Consider the following 19,341-nt stretch of genomic DNA (forward strand, 5'->3'; position numbering starts at 1 on the left):
GTTCCGCCGGTGATCTCCTTCCCTCTCGCACGACCTCACTCGGAGGTTTCTCATGCGTGCCTGTAACCCGCCCGACTGGTCGGCCGCCCGCGAGGAGCTGCGTGCCGCGCTCGCCCTCGCCGCCTGGCCCGACGACCTCATCTCCGACGCCGAGCTCGCCCTCCACGAGCTGTACGTCAACGCCTGGCGCCACGCCGGCTGCCAGGCGCCGACCGTCGTGGTCGTCCTCCTGCCCACCCGCACCGTCCGCGTCTCCGTCGCCGACGACAGCCCGACGCTGCCGGAGCCCCGGATCTCCGCCGACCCGTACGAGGTGTCGGGGCGCGGGCTGCACCTCGTCCGCTCGCTCACCCACCGCTTCGGTGCCGACCCCGCCAAGAACGGCAAGCGCGTCTGGTTCGAGCTGGACGCCGCCGCGTGAACCACGACGACACCCCCATCGCCCCCGACGACCCCGTCATCCGCACCTACACCGACCCCCAGGTCACCGCCCTGCTGCGCGAACTCCACGAAGCGGGCCGCCCGTTCGGCATCCAGTGGGGATCCGCCGCCACCCTCCCCGGCACCGTCGACGGCCGCATCCTCGTCGACTTCGGCAACGCCCCGGTCGCGACCGTCCTCAACCTCCTGAACCTCCTGCGGGAAGGAGGAAACCGGCCGTGGGAGTCGTGATCCCCATCCCCCGCCCCCACACCGAGCGCACCACCGTCCCCCACCTCACCGTCGAGACCGCCCCCGACGCCGACCTCCAGCTCCGCTTCCCCGTCGACCTCGCCGTCAACGCCGCCCCCGGCGACCACCTCGCCATCCCCCTCACCCGCACCCAGGCCCGCGACCTCCTCGAAGACCTCGCCAACCACCTCGGATACCTCCGATGACCGACTACCTCATCGGCACCGCCTTCGCCGTCCTCCTCGCCCTCGCCCTCACCACCGTCGCCATCGGCGTCGTCACCAGCCTGCGCATCGGCGACACCCCGCCCCCGCCCCCCATCACCCGCCACGGCCGCTGGGAACTGCGCCACCTCCCCGACGGCACCACCGAATACACCTGGATCGCCCGCCAGGCCGGCCACTTCAGCCCCGAAACCAACCCCACCCCCGACAACCGCCGACCCCACGGCCGCCACCGCATACCCCACTGACCCGCACCCCTCCTCGCCCCGTCGGAGTCCTCCGGCGGGGTGGAGTGCTTGAAGGGCTCGTCGCGGCTTCCGGGGTCGGGCAGGACGGGTGGCAGGCCGCCGACGGTGAGCAGCACCGTAGGCATCCCCGGCTGCTCCGGCTGGGCGGAGCAGCCGGAAGTCCCGTAGCCGTAGCCGTCCCCGGCGCCGGGCGGGAGCGGCGGTGGGTCGCCGAGCACCGCGGCCTGGGCGCTGGGCGCGTTGCCGACGGTGAGCGGTGTGGTCGGTATCCCCGGCGGCATCAACAGGGTGGAGCGCTGGCGGCCCCAACCCGTCCCCACCGCCGGGCGGGACCGGCGGTGGGTCGCCCCGAACGCCTCCGCCGTGCTGCCGAGCGCTAGGAGGACCCCGACCCGCCCCCATCCCCGCCGCCCCCGTCCGAGGGCGGGGCCGGTGGCGGGTCGCCGAACACCGCGGCCATCATCCCGAGCGCGTCGTCCACGGCCAGCAGCGCTGCCAGCATCCGCAGCTGCTCCGGCGGCCCGCTCGGCCCGGCTCCCGACTGCTTGGGGATCCGTGCCCGGACCCCCTGGTACGCGGGCCCCGGCCGCCCGCCGATCGCGCGGCGGACGGCCGCGCTGTTCGCGGCCACCGCCCGGTTGAGCCGGGTCACCCGGGGGTCGGTCCAGAGCGCGGGGTCGGCCACGGCTCCGTCCACCAGCACACCCAGCGGGGCCTCGCAGGCGGTGACGGCGTCCACGACATCGGCTCGGCACGGCCGGGTGGACGGAGCCCGGCCGGGCAGCCGCCCGGCCACTCCGAGCGCGCGCCGTTCGGCCCGCAGCGGCCGGGCCAGCAGCCCGAGCTGCGCGGCGCCGTACGCGAACCGGGCCCGGCCGCGCAGCAGGGCCCGCCGGTCAGGGTCGGGGAGGCCCAGCAGCTCGTTCAGCGCGGCCAGCGTGTCGGCGGTGCGCCGACGCAGCACGTCCCTGGTCCGGACGGGGAGGATCAGCCAGGCGGCCGCGATGCCGACGGCCGCGCCGAGGCCGATCGCCGCGAGCCGGGTGCGCAACAGGTCGTCCGAGCTCTGCCCGAACCAGCCGTACAGCAGGGAGAGCACGGCGGTGACGCACCCGGCCCAGTAGGCGTAGCTGAGTTCGCGCAGCCAGGTCGCGAGTGCGAGCACCGCGAAGATCAGGACGACGGCGGCGTCCTCGTGCGGTCCGAAGGCGCCCGCGACGGCGGTCGCGACGATCGTGCCCGCGGCCGCGCCGAGTGCCCGCAGCAGGCCCTTGAACAGGACGTCGCCCCGGCCGCGGGCGCCGCTGCAGACGATGAACGCGGTGAGCACCACCCAGGCCCAGTGGTCCGGCCAGACGGCGCGTCCGGCGAGGAAGGCCCCGCCGACCGCGCCCGCCATCTGGAGGGCCATCCGGGTGTGGACGAGCGGCCGCCGCCGGGCCTCCGGTTCCGCAGCCGTCGCCGGTGCCGGTGCTGGTGCCGGGTCGGGGGCCTCCGGCGCGGGCGCGGGAGCCCGCACCGGTGCCGGGATCAGCCCGGTCCGTACCGCGGCGGCCTGGGCCAGGGCCACCCAGGCGCCGGAGACGACGGCGATCAGTGCGACCCACAGGGTGTGGTCGTGGCCGGGGAGCGGTCCGGCGTCCGGCGGCATGACCAGCAGCGCCACCAGCGGCAGCGCCAGCAGTCCGCCGGCCCGGGCCGCCCGGGGGCCGAACCGGCGCACCCAGACCGGCAGGGCCATCCCGAGGGTGAAGAGGGCGTCGGCGACGTTCGGGTGGAGGGTCATCAGCCGCCCGACCTCGGCGGCGCCCGCGGCGGCCGCGGGGAGGACGGCGAGTCCGAGCAGCCGGTCGTACCGGTCGGCGGTGAGCTGGACCCGCGCGGCGGTGGCGGCCAGCACGACGGCCTGGACGACCACGTCGACCCGCAGGTGCGCGAGGTGCTCGACCAGCAGCGCAGAGCCGTACGCGGCCAGCATGGCGGCCGTGGTGACGGCGGTCCCGCGGAGCAGCAGGAGCCCGGGGTCGAAGCGCACGGCCCGGCGGAGCCAGGAGAAAGACCTACTCATCACGTACGGATTTCTCCCTTGCCTGCTCACGCTGACCGAGGAAGTGCCGGAGTTCTGCCAAGCAAACGGTAAGTGTTAGCGTAGCAATATGGAGATCGAGCAGCCATGGCTTCCGGAGGCGGCGGAGATCCGCCAGGGCACCGTCCGGCTGGCCCGCCGACTGCGGGCCGAGCGCGCGGGGGAGGGCCTCAGCCTCAACAAGCTGAGCGTGCTCGGGCACCTGCTCCGGCACGGTCCGATGTCCCCGGGGGCGCTGGCCGCCGCCGACCACCAGCAGCCGCAGTCGCTGACCCGGGTGTTCGCCGAACTGGAGCGGGACGGCCTGCTCCGTCGGGTGCCGGACGAGCGGGACCGCCGGCAGTCCGTCCTCCACCTCACCGCGGACGGCGGCACCGCGCTGGCCCGTGACATGGCCGGGCGGGACGCCTGGCTGGCGGAGGCGCTGGACGCGCTCTCCGAGACGGAGCGCGAGGTGCTCCGCCTCGCGGCCCGCCTGATGGACCGCCTGGCCGACACCCCCGACCGACACGCCTGACCGGACCCGGCCGGACCCGATCCGACCGGACCTGACCGCGCACCCGGAGCCGGCCCGCCCCCTACCGGGAGAGCTATCGCCGCAGGGCCCGGTACCGCTTGAGCAGGGCGGTGAGCCGGGCCGGGTCCGCGGCGCCGTTCAGCTCGGTGAGCAGGTCGTCCGGGCAGAGCTCGTAGTGGTCGCCCCACCAGCGCTGCACTTTGCCGTCCCAGATCCGGTAGCCGCCCGGCACGCCCCTGGCCACGTAGCGGCGCCTGCCCATGAAGTCCCCGCCCCGTCACGCGCCCTGAAAACGAATCAGGCCCAGTCCCGCGGTAACTTACCGCTGGCCTGGGCCTGTTCAGCACTTCTTGCGAAGTGCCCCCGGCAGGATTCGAACCTGCGCACCCGCCTCCGGAGGGCGGTGCTCTATCCCCTGAGCTACGGGGGCCTGCTTGGTGTCGTCGTCGCGTTCGCTTCGACGTGGAGAACATTACCAGGCTCCGGGCGTGCTCCGTGCACGGGTTTTGCGGGAGGTCGGACGGGCGGTCGGACGGCCGCCGGGGGAGGCCCGGCAGCCCTCCGGCGGACGGGCCGCCACCCGACCGGAGCGGAAGTGCGGAAAGGCCGGACGGGGCGGCGGGCCCGCCGATACCCTCGGTGAGGTGTCGGGAGTGTCCGGGCGGGTCCTCGTGGTGGACGACAGCGAGGTGATCCGTCAGCTGATCAGGGTCAACCTGGAGCTTGAGGGCTTCGAGGTGGTGACCGCCGCCGACGGTGCCGAGTGCCTGGAGGTGGTCCGCCGGGTGAAGCCCGACGTGGTGACGCTGGACGTGGTGATGCCGAGGCTGGACGGCCTGCGGACGGCGGCCCGGCTCCGGGCGGCGCCGGGGACGCGGCGGCTGCCGATCGCGATCGTGAGCGCCTGCACGCCGGCCGACCTGGACCTGGGGGAGTCGGTCGGGGTGGACGGCTACCTGGGCAAGCCCTTCGACCCGGCGGACCTGGTGGCGCTGGTGCGGCGGCTGATGGTGCCGGTCCGCGACGACGGGGAGGCGGACGGGTTTCGCTCTCAGCGAACAGATGGGATCGATCGCGGCTGAGCACGGCTCCCGGACGTCTCAACCGGCAAACCGAGTGGCGGGCGCCCACCCCACCTCGCCTACGCTTGGCGTCGTGACCCCCGCAGAGCTTTCCCAGGCAGTCCAGGCCGCAGTGAGCGCCGCCGTCGAGGCGGGCGAGCTGGCCGTCGCCGTGCCCGAGCACGTGACGGTCGAGCGACCCAAGAACAGGGACCACGGCGACTACGCGACGAACGTGGCCCTCCAGCTCGCGAAGTCGGCCGGCAAGCCGCCGCGAGCCGTGGCCGACCTGGTGGCCGCCCGCCTGCGAGAGCTGCCCGGGGTCGCCAAGGTCGACATCGCCGGGCCCGGCTTCCTGAACATCACCTTCGACGCCGCCACCCAGGGCGAGCTGGCCCGCACCATCGTCGAGGCCGGTGCCACGTTCGGGCACAACGACGCCCACAAGGGTCTGAAGATCAACCTGGAGTTCGTCTCCGCCAACCCGACCGGCCCGATCCACATCGGCGGCGTCCGCTGGGCCGCCGTCGGCGACTCGCTCGCCCGGGTGCTGCGCGCGACCGGTGCCGACGTCACCACCGAGTACTACCTCAACGACGCAGGCGTGCAGATCTCCAAGTTCGCCAAGTCGCTCCAGGCCTCGGCCAACGGCAAGCCCGTCCCGGAGGACGGCTACGTCGGCGAGTACATCGCGGACATCGCCAAGGCGATCACCGACGCCGTGCCCGGCGTGCTCGACCTGCCCGAGGACGAGCAGCTGCAGCTCTTCCGCACCGAGGGCCTCAAGCTCATGGTCGCCGAGATCCAGCGCTCGATGGAGGAGTTCGGCACCCACTTCGACGTCTGGTTCTCGGAGAAGTCGCTGCACGACTCCGGCGCCATCGAGCAGGCCATCGACCGGCTGCGCGAGCAGGGCCACGTCTTCGAGCAGGACGGCGCGATCTGGCTGCGCACCACCGACTTCGGCGACGACAAGGACCGCGTCCTGGTCAAGGCCGACGGCGAGACCACCTACTTCGCCGCCGACGCCGCCTACTACCTCTCGAAGCGGGACCGCGGCTCCGAGGTCTCGGTCTACATGCTGGGCGCGGACCACCACGGCTACGTGAACCGCCTCCGGGCCATCGCCGCCTGCGCGGGCGACGACATGGACCGCAACATCGAGGTCAAGATCGGCCAGTTCGTGAAGATGATTCGCGACGGCGAAGAGGTCCGCATGTCCAAGCGGGCCGGCAACATCATCACGATCGACGACGTCGTCGACTGGATCGGCGTGGACGCCGCCCGCTACACCCTGGGCCGCACCCCCACCGACTCCACCATCACGCTCGACATCAACGTGCTGACCAGCCAGACCAACGAGAACCCGGTCTACTACGTCCAGTACGCCCACACCCGGATGTGCGGCGTCGCGCGCAAGGCCGCCGAGCTCGGTGTCGACAAGGGCGCGGCCGCCGACTTCAAACCCGAGCTGCTCGCCACCCAGTGGGAGAACGACATCCTCGGCGTCCTCGGCGAGTTCCCGAAGGTCCTGGCCACGGCCGGCGAGCTGCGCGAGCCGCACCGGGTCGCGCGCTACCTGGAGGTCCTCGCGGGCAAGTACCACCGCCTGTACGAGAACTGCATGTTCCTGCCCAAGGGCGACGAGGAGCTCAACGACACGCACCGGGCCCGGCTCTGGCTGGTCGAGGCCACACGCACGGTCATGGCCAACGGCCTCACGCTCCTGGGCGTGACGGCGCCCGAGCGGATGTAGCACCACCCCCAAGCGCACAGCGGGGGCGGCGGACGGTCAACGGGGACCGTCGCCGCCCCTCGCCATAGGTCAAGGACGAGAGACACCGATGAGTCGCTCCGCACACCCCGCAGGTCCCCGCCACGGCGACGTGCTCCCCGAGGGCCACTACCAGGCCCCGCCGGCCGACCTGAACGCGCTCGACCCCAAGGTCTGGTCACAGACGGTGGCCCGCGGCGCCGACGGCGTCGTCACCGTCGGCGGCCTCGACGTGAACCGGATCGCCGCCGAGTACGGCACCCCCGTCTACGTCATGGACGAGGCGGACTTCCGCGCCCGGGCCGGTGCCTGGCGGGACGCCTTCGGCGGCGACGCGGACGTCTACTACGCCGGCAAGGCGTTCCTCTCCAAGGCGGTCGTGCGCTGGCTGCACGAGGAGGGGCTGAACCTCGACGTCTGCAGCCCGGGCGAGCTGGCGGTGGCGCTGGCCGCCGGGATGCCGGCCGAGCGGATCGCGCTGCACGGCAACAACAAGTCCGTCCACGAGCTGGAGCAGGCCGTGAAGGCGGGCGTCGGCCACGTCGTAGTCGACTCCTACGAGGAGATCGAGCGCCTCGCCGCGATCGCCGCCCGCCAGGGCGTGCGCCAGCAGGTCCTGATCCGGGTCACCGTCGGCGTCGAGGCGCACACCCACGAGTTCATCGCCACCGCGCACGAGGACCAGAAGTTCGGCCTCTCGCTGAACGGCGGCGCGGCCGCCGAGGCGGTCCGCCGGGTCCTCGCCCACGGCGCGGCCCTGGAGCTGCGCGGCATCCACTCGCACATCGGCTCGCAGATCTTCGACACCGCCGGCTTCGAGGTGGCCGCCCGCCGGGTGGTCGGCCTGCTGGCGGAGATCCGCGACGAGCACGGGGTCGAGCTGCCCGAGATCGACCTCGGCGGCGGCCTCGGCATCGCCTACACCAGCGACGACGACCCGCGCGAGGCGGCCGAGATCGCGACCGCGCTGGCCGACATCGTCCGCCGCGAGTGCGTCGCCTCCGGTCTGCGGGTGCCCCGGCTGTCGGTCGAGCCAGGCCGGGCGATCGTCGGCCCGACCGCCTTCACGCTGTACGAGGTGGGGACCGTCAAGCCGCTGGAGGGCCTGCGGACGTACGTCAGCGTGGACGGCGGCATGTCCGACAACATCCGCACCGCGCTGTACGACGCCGAGTACTCGGTGGCCCTGGTGTCGCGCACCAGCGACGCGGAGCCGATGCTGGTCCGGGTGGTCGGCAAGCACTGCGAGTCGGGCGACATCGTCGTCCGGGACGCCTTCCTGCCGGCCGACCTGACCCCGGGCGACCTGATCGCGGTGCCCGCCACCGGCGCCTACTGCCGTTCGATGGCGAGCAACTACAACCACGCCCTGAAGCCCCCGGTGCTGGCCGTCAAGGACGGTGCGGCCCGGGTGATCGTCCGGCGCGAGACGGAGGAGGATCTCCTGCGTCTCGATATCGGATGACGAAATCCTCGTCTCAGATCATGGAACGACCGTAGATCCGTACGGGAAGTCCCGGAGACTGGTAGGGACCGAAGCTCCGGCGGGCTCGTGGAAGCCCGCCGGAATTACCGAAGCACGATGAATGCAGAGCGGAGTCGGATGATGCGTACGCGGCCGCTGAAGGTGGCGTTGCTGGGCTGTGGTGTGGTGGGCTCCGAGGTGGCGCGCATCATGACGACAGACGCCGCCGACCTCGCCGCGCGCATCGGCGCGCCGGTCGAGCTCGTCGGTGTCGCGGTCCGCCGGGCCGGTCGCCCCCGGCCGGGCGTGCCCGAGCACCTGATCACCACCGATGCCGAGTCCCTGGTCAACCGGGGCGACATCGACGTGGTGATCGAGGTGGTGGGCGGCATCGAGCCGTCCAAACACCTCATCCTGTCGGCGTTCCGGAAGGGCGCCTCGGTGGTCAGCGCCAACAAGGCGCTGCTCGCCAAGGACGGCACCGAACTGCACGCGGCGGCCGCCGAGGCCGGCGTGGACCTCTACTACGAGGCCGCGGTGGCCGGGGCGATCCCGCTGATCCGCCCGCTGCGCGAGTCGCTGGCCGGTGACCGGGTGAACCGGGTGCTGGGCATCGTCAACGGCACCACCAACTTCATCCTCGACAAGATGGACACCACCGGCGCCGGCTACTCGGAGGCGCTGGAGGAGGCCACCGCGCTCGGTTACGCCGAGGCCGACCCGACCGCCGACGTGGAGGGCTTCGACGCCGCCGCGAAGGCCGCGATCCTGGCCGGCATCGCCTTCCACACCAAGGTGACCGCGGCGGACGTCTACCGCGAGGGCCTGACCGAGGTGACCGCCGCCGACATCGCCTCCGCCAAGCAGATGGGCTGCGTGGTCAAGCTGCTGGCGATCTGCGAGCGGGCGGCCGACGGCGAGTCGGTCACCGCGCGCGTCCACCCGGCGATGATCCCGCTGTCGCACCCGCTGGCCTCCGTCCGCGAGGCGTACAACGCGGTGTTCGTCGAGGCCGAGGCGGCCGGGCGGCTGATGTTCTACGGCCCGGGCGCGGGCGGCGCGCCGACCGCCTCGGCGGTCCTCGGCGACCTGGTCGCGGTCTGTCGCAACAAGCTCGCCGGCGCCACCGGCCCCGGCGACTCGGTGTACACGCAGCTGCCGGCGAAGCCGATGGACGAGGTGATCACCCGCTACCACGTCAGCCTGGACGTGGACGACCGCGCGGGCGTGCTCGCCCAGGTCGCGTCCGTCTTCGCCGAGCACGGGGTCTCCATCGACACCGTGCGCCAGCAGGGCCGCGACGGCGACGCGTCGCTCGTCGTGGTCACCCACCGCGCCACCGACGCCGCCCTGTCGGCGACGGTGGACAAGCTCCGCGCACTGGACAGCGTGCGCGACGTGGCCAGCATCATGCGGGTCGAAGGGGAGTAGGAACAGATGATGAGCGGCGTTGCCGAGAACGCGGCCAGAGGTACCCACACCCACCAGTGGCGAGGCCTGATCGAGGAGTACCGGGACCGTCTGCCGGTCAGCGAGGCGACCCCCGTGGTCACCCTGCTGGAGGGCGGAACCCCGCTGGTCCCCGCCCAGGTGCTCTCCGAGCGCACCGGCTGCGAGGTCTACCTCAAGGTCGAGGGCGCCAACCCGACCGGGTCCTTCAAGGACCGCGGTATGACGATGGCCATCTCCAAGGCGAAGGAGGACGGCGCCCAGGCCGTCATCTGCGCCTCCACCGGCAACACCTCGGCCTCCGCCGCCGCGTACGCGGTGCGGGCCGGGATGGTGTCGGCGGTGCTGGTCCCGCAGGGCAAGATCGCCCTCGGCAAGATGGGCCAGGCGCTGGTGCACGGCGCCAAGATCCTTCAGGTGGACGGGAACTTCGACGACTGCCTCACCCTTGCGCGTGAACTGTCCGAGAAGTACCCGGTTGCCCTGGTCAACTCGGTGAACCCGGTTCGCATCGAGGGCCAGAAGACCGCCGCCTTCGAGATCGTCGACATGCTCGGCGACGCGCCGGACATCCACGTCCTGCCGGTCGGCAACGCGGGCAACATCACCGCGTACTGGAAGGGCTACCGCGAGTACGCGGCGGACGGCCTGGCCGCCCGCACCCCGCGGATGTGGGGCTTCCAGGCCTCCGGCTCGGCCCCGATCGTGGACGGCGCGCCGGTGCTCAAGCCGCAGACCATCGCCACCGCGATCCGGATCGGCAACCCGGCCTCCTGGGACTACGCGCTCGCCGCGCGGGACGAGTCGGGCGGCCTGATCGACAAGGTGACCGACCGTCAGATCCTGTCCGCCTACCGGCTGCTGGCGTCCCAGGAGGGCGTCTTCGTGGAGCCCGCCTCGGCCGCCTCGGTGGCCGGCCTGCTGGCGAAGGCGGAGGCCGGCCTGGTCGACCCGGGCCAGCGGATCGTCTGCACCGTGACCGGCAACGGCCTCAAGGACCCGGACTGGGCGGTGGCCGGCGCGCCGCAGCCGCAGGTGGTCCCGATCGACCCGGAGACGGCCGCGCAGCGCCTCGGGCTGCTGGACTGATCCCGGCCCCGGCCGGAGGGGCGGGCCGCCCCTCCGGCCGGGGCCGATCGCACACCGGGCCGACCCTTTCGGGGGTCGGCCCGCCGTCGTTCCCGAGTGACACTTTTGTGTCAATTCAGCGGCGCATTCCGATCCGAATCCGGCATGAATTCCGGCCAGAACCGGCAACACACCAGACCGAAGGCCCACGGGGTGTACCGCTGTGGAACCTCTCTTCGATACTCTGGGTTCGGCCGTGTGGCACATGCCCCCGGGTCCGGCCCCACTTCGGGCCGCACCACCGACTGTGACCGACCGCCCCGGCCGGGGCCCGCAGCCCCCTCCCACCCTCGCACCGACGCGCTTCGCGCCGCCCGATTTCCCCAGGAGAGTCCACCGCATGGCCGGTCCTGCGTTCCGTGCCGCCGCCGTCCGGGTCCGGGTCCCCGCGACCAGTGCCAACCTCGGCCCCGGCTTCGACGCCTTCGGACTCGCGCTGGGTCTGTACGACGACGTGGTCGTCCGGGTCTCCGACTCCGGGCTCTCCGTCGACATCGCCGGTGAGGGTGCCGACAGCCTGGCCCGCGACGAGCGCCACCTGGTGGTCCGCTCGATGCGCGCCGCCTTCGACCGCCTCGGCGGCCAGCCGCGCGGCCTCGAAGTGGTCTGCGCCAACCGCATACCGCACGGCCGCGGCCTGGGCTCCTCGTCGGCCGCGATCTGCGCCGGCATCGTGGCCGCCCGCGCCGTGACCATCGGCGGCCCGTCCGCCCTGGACGACGACGCCCTGCTGGCCCTCGCCTCCGAGCTGGAGGGCCACCCGGACAACGTCGCGGCCTGTCTGCGCGGCAACTTCACGGTCGCCTGGACCGAGGAGGACACCGCCCGCGCGGTCGCCCTGGAGCCCTCCGGCCAGGTCGTCCCGGTGGTCTTCGTACCGGCCACCGAGGTGCTCACCGAGACCGCCCGCGGCCTCCTGCCGAGGACCGTCCCGCTGGCCGACGCCGCCGTCAACGCGGGCCGTGCCGCGCTGCTGGTCGAGGCCCTGACCCGGCGGCCCGAGCTGCTGCTCGCCGCCACCGAGGACCGGCTCCACCAGGACTACCGGGCCTCCGCGATGCCGGACAGCGCCGCGCTGGTGGGCGCGCTCCGTGCGGAGGGCGTCCCGGCGGTCATCTCCGGCGCCGGCCCGACCGTCCTCGCGCTCACCGACGAGGCGGGCGTGCAGAAGGTGCTGTCGTTCGCCGAGGACCACGGCGCCGGCGGCCCGGTGTTCGCCGCGCACCGGCTGGAGCTCGACCGGACCGGCGCCACGGTGCTCCCGCTCGACGTCTGAGCACCCGTCCGGAGCGGCCCGCGCCGGTGCGCCGGGGTCGGGCCGTCCGGACACGATTGGCAAGCGCAAGGCTGGGGAATGTCTGAGGGGGTCGGTAGTGTTAACCTCATTGCTGCACCAGGTGCCCTCCGGGGCTAGGTGCGCCGCGTCCCGATCCCAGCACTCCGCACCAGCGGAGTCCCGGCGATATACGGGGCGACGATTCTCCGGGAGCCCACCGCAGCGCGTACGCAGCCTGCCTGCGCGACTTGCGGCCGCATCCCGAAGCCGTGACGGCACCTGACTCCCACCCGCAGCCTCCCCCTTGAGGCCAGGACGGGCGGAGCGCGGGCCACCGTCACGCGACGGGGGCCCGGGATTCGCAGGCAGCGTGGGGATACCTCCCGGCCGAGGCCGGGGTGGGGGTATCTCCCGACCGAAGGCCGGGGTGGCGGTACCACCCTGCCGAAGGCCGGGGGCGGGTCGGCGAACCGACCGTTCCACCACACCACTCAGCACCACCGTGCTTCACGCACCGCACCTCGCAGCTCTCCCCCGACCGGCACACCGCCATCCGGGGGATCACCGCCTCGGACCGACGCAGACGAGCGTCGGTCAGGACAGCACAACCGGTCGCCGAGCCAGACAGGCCGACGTCCGCTCCAGGGAAGGACCCTTAGTGAGCGACACCACCGATCTGATGGGCGCACGCCCGGACGCCGAGGCGTCGGACGCAGCCGCCGCCCCCGCGGCCCCGGCGCGGCGCCGTCGTACCGCCGCCGCGGGGCTGGACGGCATGGTCCTGGCCGAGCTGCAGAAGCTCGCCGCGGACCTGGGCATCACCGGTACCGGGCGCATGCGCAAGAGCCAGCTGATCGAGACCATCAAGGAGAAGAGCGGCGGCGACCCGCTGCTCGCCGGTGCCGCGTCCGCGCCGGCGGCCGCTCCGGCCGCCAAGCGCGCCGCGAAGGCCGAGACCGCGGAGCCGGCCGAGAAGCCCGCCCGCCGTACCAAGGCCGCCGCTGCCGCCGCCGCGGCCGAGGCCGACGCCCCCGCCGCCGAGGCGCAGGCCCAGATCGAGATCCCGGTCCAGGCCGCCGCCGAGACCGCCGCCGCGCCCGCCCGGGCCGAGCGGACCCGCCGCCGGGCCACCTCGGCCGCCGGCGCCCCGGTCGCCGAGACCACCGAGGCGCCCGCAGCCGTGGTGACCGAGGCCAAGCAGGCCGAGGCCCGCCCCGAGGGCGCCCGCGCCTTCGACAACCGCGAGGAGGGCCGCAGCGAGACCCGCCGCGACCGCCGGGACCGCCGCGGCGGCCGCGAGGGCGGCGAGCGCGAGGGCCGCCAGGAGTCCGGCGAGGCCCAGGCCGGCCAGGACGGCGACAGCCGCGAGTCGCGCCGCGACCGCCGCAACCGCCGGGACCGCACCGACCGCCCGGAGCGCACCGAGCGCACCGAGCGCCAGACCCAGCAGCAGGGTGCCCAGGGCGAGGGCCAGCAGAGCCGCCAGGGCGGCGGCCAGCAGGCCCAGCCGCAGGCGCAGCAGCCGCAGGGCGGCTTCGACGACGACGAGTTCGGCGACGGACGGCGCGGCCGCCGCGGCCGTTACCGCGACCGCCGGGGCCGTGGCCGCCGCGAGGGCTTCGAGGCCGGCGTGGCCGAGCCGCAGGTCGGCGAGGACGACGTCCTGATCCCGGTCGCGGGCATCCTCGACATCCTCGACAACTACGCGTTCGTCCGGACCTCCGGCTACCTGCCGGGCCAGAACGACGTCTACGTCTCGCTCGCCCAGGTCCGCAAGAACGGCCTGCGCAAGGGTGACGCCATCACCGGTGCGGTGCGCCAGCCCCGCGACGGCGAGCGCCGCGAGAAGTTCAACGCCATGGTGCGGCTGGACTCCGTCAACGGCATGGACCCGGAGAGCGGCCGCGGCCGTCCCGAGTTCAACAAGCTGACCCCGCTGTACCCGCAGGAGCGGCTGCGCCTGGAGACCGACCCGGGCGTGCTGACCACCCGGATCATCGACCTGGTGTCGCCGATCGGCAAGGGCCAGCGCGGTCTGATCGTCGCGCCGCCGAAGACCGGCAAGACCATGGTGCTGCAGGCGGTCGCCAACGCGATCACCCACAACAACCCCGAGTGCCACCTGATGGTCGTCCTGGTCGACGAGCGTCCGGAGGAGGTCACCGACATGCAGCGGTCGGTGAAGGGCGAGGTCATCTCCTCGACCTTCGACCGCCCGGCGGAGGACCACACCACCGTCGCGGAGCTGGCCATCGAGCGCGCCAAGCGCCTGGTGGAGCTGGGCCACGACGTGGTGATCCTGCTGGACTCGATCACCCGCCTCGGCCGCGCCTACAACCTGGCGGCGCCGGCCTCCGGCCGCATCCTGTCCGGTGGTGTCGACTCGACCGCGCTGTACCCGCCGAAGAAGTTCTTCGGTGCCGCGCGCAACATCGAGAACGGCGGCTCGCTGACCATCCTGGCCACCGCGCTGGTCGAGACCGGCTCGCGGATGGACGAGGTGATCTTCGAGGAGTTCAAGGGCACCGGCAACATGGAGCTCAAGCTCGACCGGAAGCTCTCGGACAAGCGCATCTTCCCGGCCGTCGACGTGGACGCCTCCAGCACCCGCAAGGAGGAGATCCTGCTCGGCAGCGAGGAGTTGGCGATCGTCTGGAAGCTGCGCCGGGTGCTGCACGCGCTCGACTCGCAGCAGGCGATCGAGCTGCTGCTGGACAAGATGAAGCAGACCAAGTCCAACGCCGAGTTCCTGATGCAGATCGCCAAGACGACCCCCGGGTCCGGCGACTGACCGTCGCGAGACGGTTCGGCGACACGGAACCCCGGCCCGCGCGAGCGGGCCGGGGTTCGTCGTTCCCGGAGGTCCTCCGAGGTTTGGCGGGGAGGGCCGTTCCGGAGGTTTGTTCCAGAGTCGGGACACTTTGGGGTCTTTGAAGCATCTTGTCCGATTTATTCTGGATCGTATGGCCGAGCACAAGAGGGTTACCAGCCGCCGCCGCAGGATCCTGCGCGCGGCCGCGTGCGCGCTGGCCGCCCTCGTCGTCCTCGGCGCCGGCGCGGCCGGTTACGCGTACTACCGGCTGAACGGGAACATCAAGAGCGTCGACATCGACGCCAGGCTCGGCACCTCCCGGCCGCCGACGGCCACCGACGGCTCGTTCAACCTGCTGGTGCTGGGCTCGGACTCGCGCGCCGGCGGCAACGGCGACCTGGCCGGCGGGGACACCGGCGGCACCTCCCGCTCGGACACCGCGATGGTCGTGCACGTCAGCCAGGACCACTCGCGCGCCGACGTGGTCTCGATCCCCCGCGACACCCTCGTGCCGCGCCCCGAGTGCACCGACGCCGCGGGGAGGGTCACCCCGGCCGCGAAGCGCGCGATGTTCAACAGCGCGTACGAGACCGGCGGCGCGGCGTGCGCGGTCAAGACCGTGGAACAGCTCAGCGGGCTGCGGATGGACCACTACGTCGAGGTGGACTTCGAGGGCTTCGCCCGGGTCGTCGACGCGATAGGCGGGGTCACCGTGACCACCACGGTGGCCATCCACGACAAGGACAGCGGACTGGACCTCCAGCCCGGCGAGCACCGCCTCGACGGCCGGCAGGCCCTGGCCTTCGTCCGCACCCGGCACGGGGTCGGCGACGGCAGCGACCTCGGCCGGATCGAGCTGCAGAAGCAGATGGTGCGCTCGCTGCTCAAGCAGGCCGGCGGGGCGGGGCTGTTCGCCAACCCGGCCAAGCTCTGGTCGGCCGGCGACACCCTGACCCGCAGCATCACCACCGACTCCGGGCTCGCCTCGGTCAACTCGCTGGTCGGGCTGGCCGAGGAGCTCAAGGGGATCGGGCCGGACCAGCTCGCCATGGTCACCCTGCCGGTGGTGACCGCGCCCACCGACCCGGACCGGGTGGTCCAGCAGCAGCCGCAGGCGGACCAGGTCTGGGCGGCGCTGAAGGCCGACCGGCCGCTGCCGTCGGCGGTGGTCGTGGCGCAGCCGGAGAACCCCGCCCAGGCGACCCCCACGGCCGCCCCCACGGCCCCGGTCAGGGCCCCCGCCCGGGTCGCCCCCGGCGTCCCCGCCAAGACCACCCCCGGTGCCCCCGCCAAGGCCACCCCCAGTGCCCCCGCCAGTGCCCCCGAGGCGCACGCCGGGGCCGCCGGGACGCCTCGCGCGGGCGCTCCCGCGACGGCCCCGGCGACGCCTCCCGCCCGGCGCTGAGCCCGCCCGCCGGGCACCCCGGCCCGGGCCCGGAATATCCCGGATCGCGCCCCGGTTTGGGAAGAAGCGGCCGGTCCTGGCAGACTGGTCCGTCGGTCCCGGTTCACGTGCGGCATTCCAGCCGCCGACCCGGTGCCCTCCCGAGCACTAGGAGATCCCCTTGAAGCCCAACGTTCACCCCGAGTACGTGGTCACCAACGTGACCTGCACCTGCGGCGCCGAGTTCACCACCCGCTCGACCGAGACCAGTGGCGTGATCCGCGCCGAGGTCTGCTCGCAGTGCCACCCGTTCTACACCGGCAAGCAGAAGATCCTCGACACCGGTGGCCGCGTGGCCCGCTTCGAGGCCCGCTTCGGCAAGCAGCACAGCGCGAAGGCCTAGCGCTCCCTCGGCGCCGGTTCCCGGTGCCCCCGTACTCGTTCCGGGGGCGCTGGGGACCGGCGCCGTTCGCGTCCCCCCGCACCCTCCGCGATGCCACCCACCCAAACCCCGGGAAGAAGGCCACCCCATGTTCGAGGCAGTCGAAGAGCTCCTCGTCGAGCACGCCGCCCTCGAAACGAGGCTGGCCGATCCGTCCGTCCACGCCGACCAGGCCAACGCGCGCAAGCTGGCCAAGCGGTACGCCGAGCTGACCCCGATCACCCGGGTCTACCGGGAGTGGAAGCAGGCCGGTGAGGACATCGAGGCCGCCCGCGAACTCGCGGCCGAGGAGCCGGAGTTCCTGGCCGAGGTGAAGGACTCCGAGGCCCGTCGGGAGGAGCTGACCGAGGAGCTGCGGCTGCTGCTGGTCCCGCGCGACCCGAACGACGAGAAGGACGTCATCCTGGAGATCAAGGCGGGCGAGGGCGGCGAGGAGTCCGCGCTGTTCGCCGGCGACCTGCTCCGGATGTACCTGCGCTTCGCCGAGCGGATCGGCTGGAAGACCGAGCTCATCGACTCCAACGAGTCCGACCTCGGCGGCTACAAGGACGTCTCCGTCGCCGTCAAGACCAGGGGCGGCACCGAGCCCGGCCAGGGCGTCTGGGCCCGACTGAAGTACGAGGGCGGCGTGCACCGCGTGCAGCGCGTGCCGGCCACCGAGTCGCAGGGCCGCATCCACACCTCCGCAGCGGGCGTGCTGGTCACCCCCGAGGCGGAGGAGGTCGAGGTCGAGATCCTCGCCAACGACCTGCGGATCGACGTCTACCGCTCGTCCGGCCCCGGCGGCCAGTCGGTCAACACCACCGACTCCGCGGTCCGGATCACCCACCTGCCGACCGGTATCGTGGCCTCCTGCCAGAACGAGAAGAGCCAGCTGCAGAACAAGGAGCAGGCGATGCGCATCCTGCGTTCGCGGCTGCTGGCCGCCGCGCAGGAGGAGGCCGAGCGGGAGGCCTCCGACGCCCGCCGCAGCCAGGTCCGCACGGTGGACCGCTCCGAGCGGATCCGGACGTACAACTACCCGGAGAACCGCATCTCGGACCACCGCACGGGCTTCAAGTCGTACAACCTGGACCAGGTCCTGGACGGCGACCTGAACGCGGTGATCCAGTCCTGCGTCGACGCGGACGCAGCGGCCAAGCTGGCCGCGGCCCAACAGAACTGAGACCGGCGGCAGCGAGACCGACGTCGAGGCCGGAGAGCGGAAGCAAGAGGTCGTACGGATGAACCTGCTACTCGCCGAGGTGGCCCAGGCCACCCAGCGGTTGGCCGCGGCCGGCGTGCCGTCGCCGCGCTTCGACGCGGAGGAGCTCGCCGCACACGTCCACAACGTCAAGCGCAGCCAGCTGCACACGGTCAAGGACGCGGACTTCGACGCCCGCTACTGGGAGGCCGTCGCCCGGCGGGAGGCACGCGAGCCGCTCCAGCACATCACCGGGCGGGCGTTCTTCCGCTACCTGGAGCTGGCGGTCGGCCCCGGCGTCTTCGTGCCCCGGCCGGAGACCGAGTCGGTGGTCGAGTGGGCCATAGACGCGGTCCGCGACATGGACGTGGCCGAGCCGCTGGTGGTCGACCTCTGCTCCGGCTCCGGCGCCATCGCGCTCGCCCTGGCCCAGGAGCTGCCGCGGTCGACCGTGCACGCCTTCGAGCTGGACGAGGGCGCACTGCCCTACACCCGGCGCAACATCGAGGCCTCGCCCGACCGCGCCCGGATCACCCTGCACGAGGGCGACGCCACCCGGGCCTTCGAGGACGACCGCGCCTGGGACGGCCGCTTCGACCTGGTCATCTCCAACCCGCCGTACATCCCGCTCACCGAGTGGGAGTACGTCGCGCCGGAGGCCCGCGACCACGACCCGCAGATGTCGCTGTTCTCCGGCGAGGACGGCCTGGACACCATCCGGGGCATCCAGCGGGTCGCGGCCCGCCTGCTGCGTCCGGGCGGCGCCGTGGTGATCGAGCACGCCGACACCCAGGGCGGGCAGGTCCCGTGGATCTTCAACGAGGAAGCCGGCTGGACCGACACCGCCGACCACCGCGACCTGAACAACCGGCCGCGATTCACCACGGCGCGCAAGGCGTCGCTGTGACCGCGTCCGTCCACGTGATGAGTTGTCTCGGAAGGGGACCGCACCGATGAGCCGCCGCTATGACTGTGCCGACGCAGGGGACCGCGCGACGGGCCTGCGCGAGGCCGCCTCGGCCATCCGCCGGGGCGAGCTCGTCGTGCTGCCCACCGACACCCTCTACGGGGTCGGTGCGGACGCCTTCTCCCCGGAGGCCGTCGCCGCCCTGCTCGCCGCCAAGGGCCGCGGCCGCAACATGCCCTCGCCGGTCCTGGTCGGCTCGCCGACCACCCTGCACGGGCTGGTCACCGACTTCTCCGAGCAGGCCTGGGAGCTGGTCGACGCGTTCTGGCCGGGCGGGCTCACCCTGGTCGCCAAGCACCAGCCGTCGCTGCGCTGGGACCTCGGCGAGACCCGCGGCACCGTCGCCGTCCGGATGCCGCTGCACCCGGTCGCCATCGAGCTGCTGAACACCACCGGGCCGCTGGCCGTGTCCAGCGCCAACCGGACCGGCGGCCCGTCCCCGTCCACCTGCGACGAGGCCGAGCAGCAGCTCGGCGACGCCATCTCGGTGTACCTGGACGGCGGCACGGCCGACCACGCGCAGGCGTCGTCGATCGTCGACGTCACCGGCAAGGTCCCGGTGCTCCTGCGGGCCGGCGCGATCACCGCCGAGCAGCTGAGGGAGGTCGTCCCCGACCTGGAGGCCGGCAGTTGACGGCCGCCTCCCTCCATGC

General features: G+C 73.1%; 19 protein-coding genes and 1 tRNA gene. 17 read left to right on the forward strand and 3 right to left on the reverse strand.

Annotated features, from left to right (window positions below):
* The first annotated feature begins 52 nt into the window (after positions 1 to 52).
* Genes OG550_RS23685 through OG550_RS23700 form a run of 4 tightly spaced genes read left to right on the forward strand, consistent with a single transcriptional unit; the run spans position 53 to position 1,144 of the window.
* On the forward strand, positions 53 to 421 hold the full coding sequence (locus tag OG550_RS23685; protein WP_327680678.1) for an ATP-binding protein: 369 nt from the start codon (positions 53 to 55) through the stop codon (positions 419 to 421).
* Complete coding sequence (locus OG550_RS23690) at positions 418 to 672, forward strand: hypothetical protein (protein ID WP_327680680.1); 255 nt, start codon at positions 418 to 420, stop codon at positions 670 to 672. The genes OG550_RS23685 and OG550_RS23690 overlap by 4 nt, the downstream gene beginning before the upstream one ends.
* Positions 660 to 878 (forward strand): hypothetical protein, encoded by a 219-nt coding sequence (locus tag OG550_RS23695; RefSeq protein WP_327680682.1) that lies wholly within the window; start codon positions 660 to 662, stop codon positions 876 to 878. Before OG550_RS23690 ends, OG550_RS23695 begins: the two co-directional genes overlap by 13 nt.
* On the forward strand, positions 875 to 1,144 hold the full coding sequence (locus OG550_RS23700; RefSeq protein ID WP_327680684.1) for a hypothetical protein: 270 nt from the start codon (positions 875 to 877) through the stop codon (positions 1,142 to 1,144). Before OG550_RS23695 ends, OG550_RS23700 begins: the two co-directional genes overlap by 4 nt.
* Positions 1,145 to 1,520: 376 nt before the next feature.
* Here OG550_RS23700 and OG550_RS23705 read toward each other — a convergent pair whose 3' ends face one another.
* Positions 1,521 to 3,212: an FUSC family protein gene (locus tag OG550_RS23705; protein WP_327680686.1), complete on the reverse strand. Its 1,692-nt coding sequence runs from the start codon at positions 3,210 to 3,212 to the stop codon at positions 1,521 to 1,523.
* Between the two features lie 88 nt (positions 3,213 to 3,300).
* Between OG550_RS23705 and OG550_RS23710 the strand changes: the two genes are divergently transcribed.
* Complete coding sequence (locus OG550_RS23710; RefSeq protein ID WP_327680688.1) at positions 3,301 to 3,747, forward strand: MarR family winged helix-turn-helix transcriptional regulator; 447 nt, start codon at positions 3,301 to 3,303, stop codon at positions 3,745 to 3,747.
* A gap of 73 nt (positions 3,748 to 3,820) precedes the next feature.
* On the opposite strand, the gene OG550_RS23715 is transcribed toward OG550_RS23710, so the two are convergent.
* Complete coding sequence (locus OG550_RS23715) at positions 3,821 to 4,009, reverse strand: hypothetical protein (protein WP_327680690.1); 189 nt, start codon at positions 4,007 to 4,009, stop codon at positions 3,821 to 3,823.
* A 96-nt stretch (positions 4,010 to 4,105) separates the two neighbouring features.
* Positions 4,106 to 4,177 (reverse strand) — tRNA-Arg (locus tag OG550_RS23720).
* Positions 4,178 to 4,391: 214 nt separating this feature from the next.
* Between OG550_RS23720 and OG550_RS23725 the strand changes: the two genes are divergently transcribed.
* From OG550_RS23725 to OG550_RS23780, 12 genes are all read left to right on the forward strand, one after another.
* The gene (locus OG550_RS23725) at positions 4,392 to 4,829 is read left to right on the forward strand and encodes a response regulator (RefSeq protein ID WP_327680692.1); all 438 of its coding nucleotides are present in this window, start codon (positions 4,392 to 4,394) and stop codon (positions 4,827 to 4,829) included.
* Positions 4,830 to 4,902: 73 nt separating this feature from the next.
* Entirely contained in the window at positions 4,903 to 6,564 is a 1,662-nt protein-coding gene (argS, locus tag OG550_RS23730) for an arginine--tRNA ligase (protein WP_327680693.1), read from the forward strand.
* Positions 6,565 to 6,652: 88 nt separating this feature from the next.
* Positions 6,653 to 8,047 (forward strand): diaminopimelate decarboxylase, encoded by a 1,395-nt coding sequence (gene lysA, locus OG550_RS23735; protein ID WP_327680695.1) that lies wholly within the window; start codon positions 6,653 to 6,655, stop codon positions 8,045 to 8,047.
* A 138-nt stretch (positions 8,048 to 8,185) separates the two neighbouring features.
* Complete coding sequence (locus OG550_RS23740) at positions 8,186 to 9,478, forward strand: homoserine dehydrogenase (protein ID WP_327680697.1); 1,293 nt, start codon at positions 8,186 to 8,188, stop codon at positions 9,476 to 9,478.
* Positions 9,479 to 9,487: 9 nt separating this feature from the next.
* Positions 9,488 to 10,585: a threonine synthase gene (thrC, locus tag OG550_RS23745; RefSeq protein ID WP_327680699.1), complete on the forward strand. Its 1,098-nt coding sequence runs from the start codon at positions 9,488 to 9,490 to the stop codon at positions 10,583 to 10,585.
* A 379-nt stretch (positions 10,586 to 10,964) separates the two neighbouring features.
* Entirely contained in the window at positions 10,965 to 11,900 is a 936-nt protein-coding gene (thrB, locus tag OG550_RS23750) for a homoserine kinase (RefSeq protein ID WP_327680701.1), read from the forward strand.
* Between the two features lie 658 nt (positions 11,901 to 12,558).
* A complete protein-coding gene (rho, locus tag OG550_RS23755) occupies positions 12,559 to 14,691 on the forward strand; it encodes a transcription termination factor Rho (protein WP_327680703.1) in 2,133 nt (710 codons plus the stop codon).
* A gap of 172 nt (positions 14,692 to 14,863) precedes the next feature.
* Positions 14,864 to 16,117 (forward strand): LCP family protein, encoded by a 1,254-nt coding sequence (locus OG550_RS23760; RefSeq protein ID WP_327680706.1) that lies wholly within the window; start codon positions 14,864 to 14,866, stop codon positions 16,115 to 16,117.
* Positions 16,118 to 16,277: 160 nt separating this feature from the next.
* Positions 16,278 to 16,499: a 50S ribosomal protein L31 gene (rpmE, locus tag OG550_RS23765; RefSeq protein WP_327680707.1), complete on the forward strand. Its 222-nt coding sequence runs from the start codon at positions 16,278 to 16,280 to the stop codon at positions 16,497 to 16,499.
* Between the two features lie 127 nt (positions 16,500 to 16,626).
* Positions 16,627 to 17,703, forward strand: coding sequence for a peptide chain release factor 1 (gene prfA / locus OG550_RS23770; RefSeq protein ID WP_327680708.1), 1,077 nt, complete (start codon positions 16,627 to 16,629; stop codon positions 17,701 to 17,703).
* Positions 17,704 to 17,761: 58 nt separating this feature from the next.
* Positions 17,762 to 18,628: a peptide chain release factor N(5)-glutamine methyltransferase gene (gene prmC / locus OG550_RS23775; protein WP_327680710.1), complete on the forward strand. Its 867-nt coding sequence runs from the start codon at positions 17,762 to 17,764 to the stop codon at positions 18,626 to 18,628.
* A 46-nt stretch (positions 18,629 to 18,674) separates the two neighbouring features.
* Positions 18,675 to 19,322 carry an L-threonylcarbamoyladenylate synthase gene (locus OG550_RS23780; protein WP_327680712.1) on the forward strand — a complete coding sequence of 216 codons (648 nt, stop codon included), beginning with the start codon at positions 18,675 to 18,677 and terminating at the stop codon, positions 19,320 to 19,322.
* Positions 19,323 to 19,341: the final 19 nt, after the last annotated feature.

The organism is Kitasatospora sp. NBC_00458 (assembly GCF_036013975.1).
Taxonomy (GTDB): domain Bacteria; phylum Actinomycetota; class Actinomycetes; order Streptomycetales; family Streptomycetaceae; genus Kitasatospora.

Bases quoted from the DNA above. Each gene is read 5' to 3' on its own strand.
- lysA (WP_327680695.1), top strand. From the start codon at position 6,653: ATGAGTCGCTCCGCACACCCCGCAGGTCCCCGCCACGGCGACGTGCTC.
- OG550_RS23760 (WP_327680706.1), top strand. From the start codon at position 14,864: ATGGCCGAGCACAAGAGGGTTACCAGCCGCCGCCGCAGGATCCTGCGC.
- OG550_RS23705 (WP_327680686.1), bottom strand. From the start codon at position 3,212: ATGAGTAGGTCTTTCTCCTGGCTCCGCCGGGCCGTGCGCTTCGACCCC.
- OG550_RS23780 (WP_327680712.1), top strand. From the start codon at position 18,675: ATGAGCCGCCGCTATGACTGTGCCGACGCAGGGGACCGCGCGACGGGC.
- prfA (WP_327680708.1), top strand. From the start codon at position 16,627: ATGTTCGAGGCAGTCGAAGAGCTCCTCGTCGAGCACGCCGCCCTCGAA.
- OG550_RS23740 (WP_327680697.1), top strand. From the start codon at position 8,186: ATGATGCGTACGCGGCCGCTGAAGGTGGCGTTGCTGGGCTGTGGTGTG.
- thrC (WP_327680699.1), top strand. From the start codon at position 9,488: ATGAGCGGCGTTGCCGAGAACGCGGCCAGAGGTACCCACACCCACCAG.
- thrB (WP_327680701.1), top strand. From the start codon at position 10,965: ATGGCCGGTCCTGCGTTCCGTGCCGCCGCCGTCCGGGTCCGGGTCCCC.
- OG550_RS23710 (WP_327680688.1), top strand. From the start codon at position 3,301: ATGGAGATCGAGCAGCCATGGCTTCCGGAGGCGGCGGAGATCCGCCAG.
- OG550_RS23685 (WP_327680678.1), top strand. From the start codon at position 53: ATGCGTGCCTGTAACCCGCCCGACTGGTCGGCCGCCCGCGAGGAGCTG.
- OG550_RS23700 (WP_327680684.1), top strand. From the start codon at position 875: ATGACCGACTACCTCATCGGCACCGCCTTCGCCGTCCTCCTCGCCCTC.
- OG550_RS23715 (WP_327680690.1), bottom strand. From the start codon at position 4,009: ATGGGCAGGCGCCGCTACGTGGCCAGGGGCGTGCCGGGCGGCTACCGG.
- prmC (WP_327680710.1), top strand. From the start codon at position 17,762: ATGAACCTGCTACTCGCCGAGGTGGCCCAGGCCACCCAGCGGTTGGCC.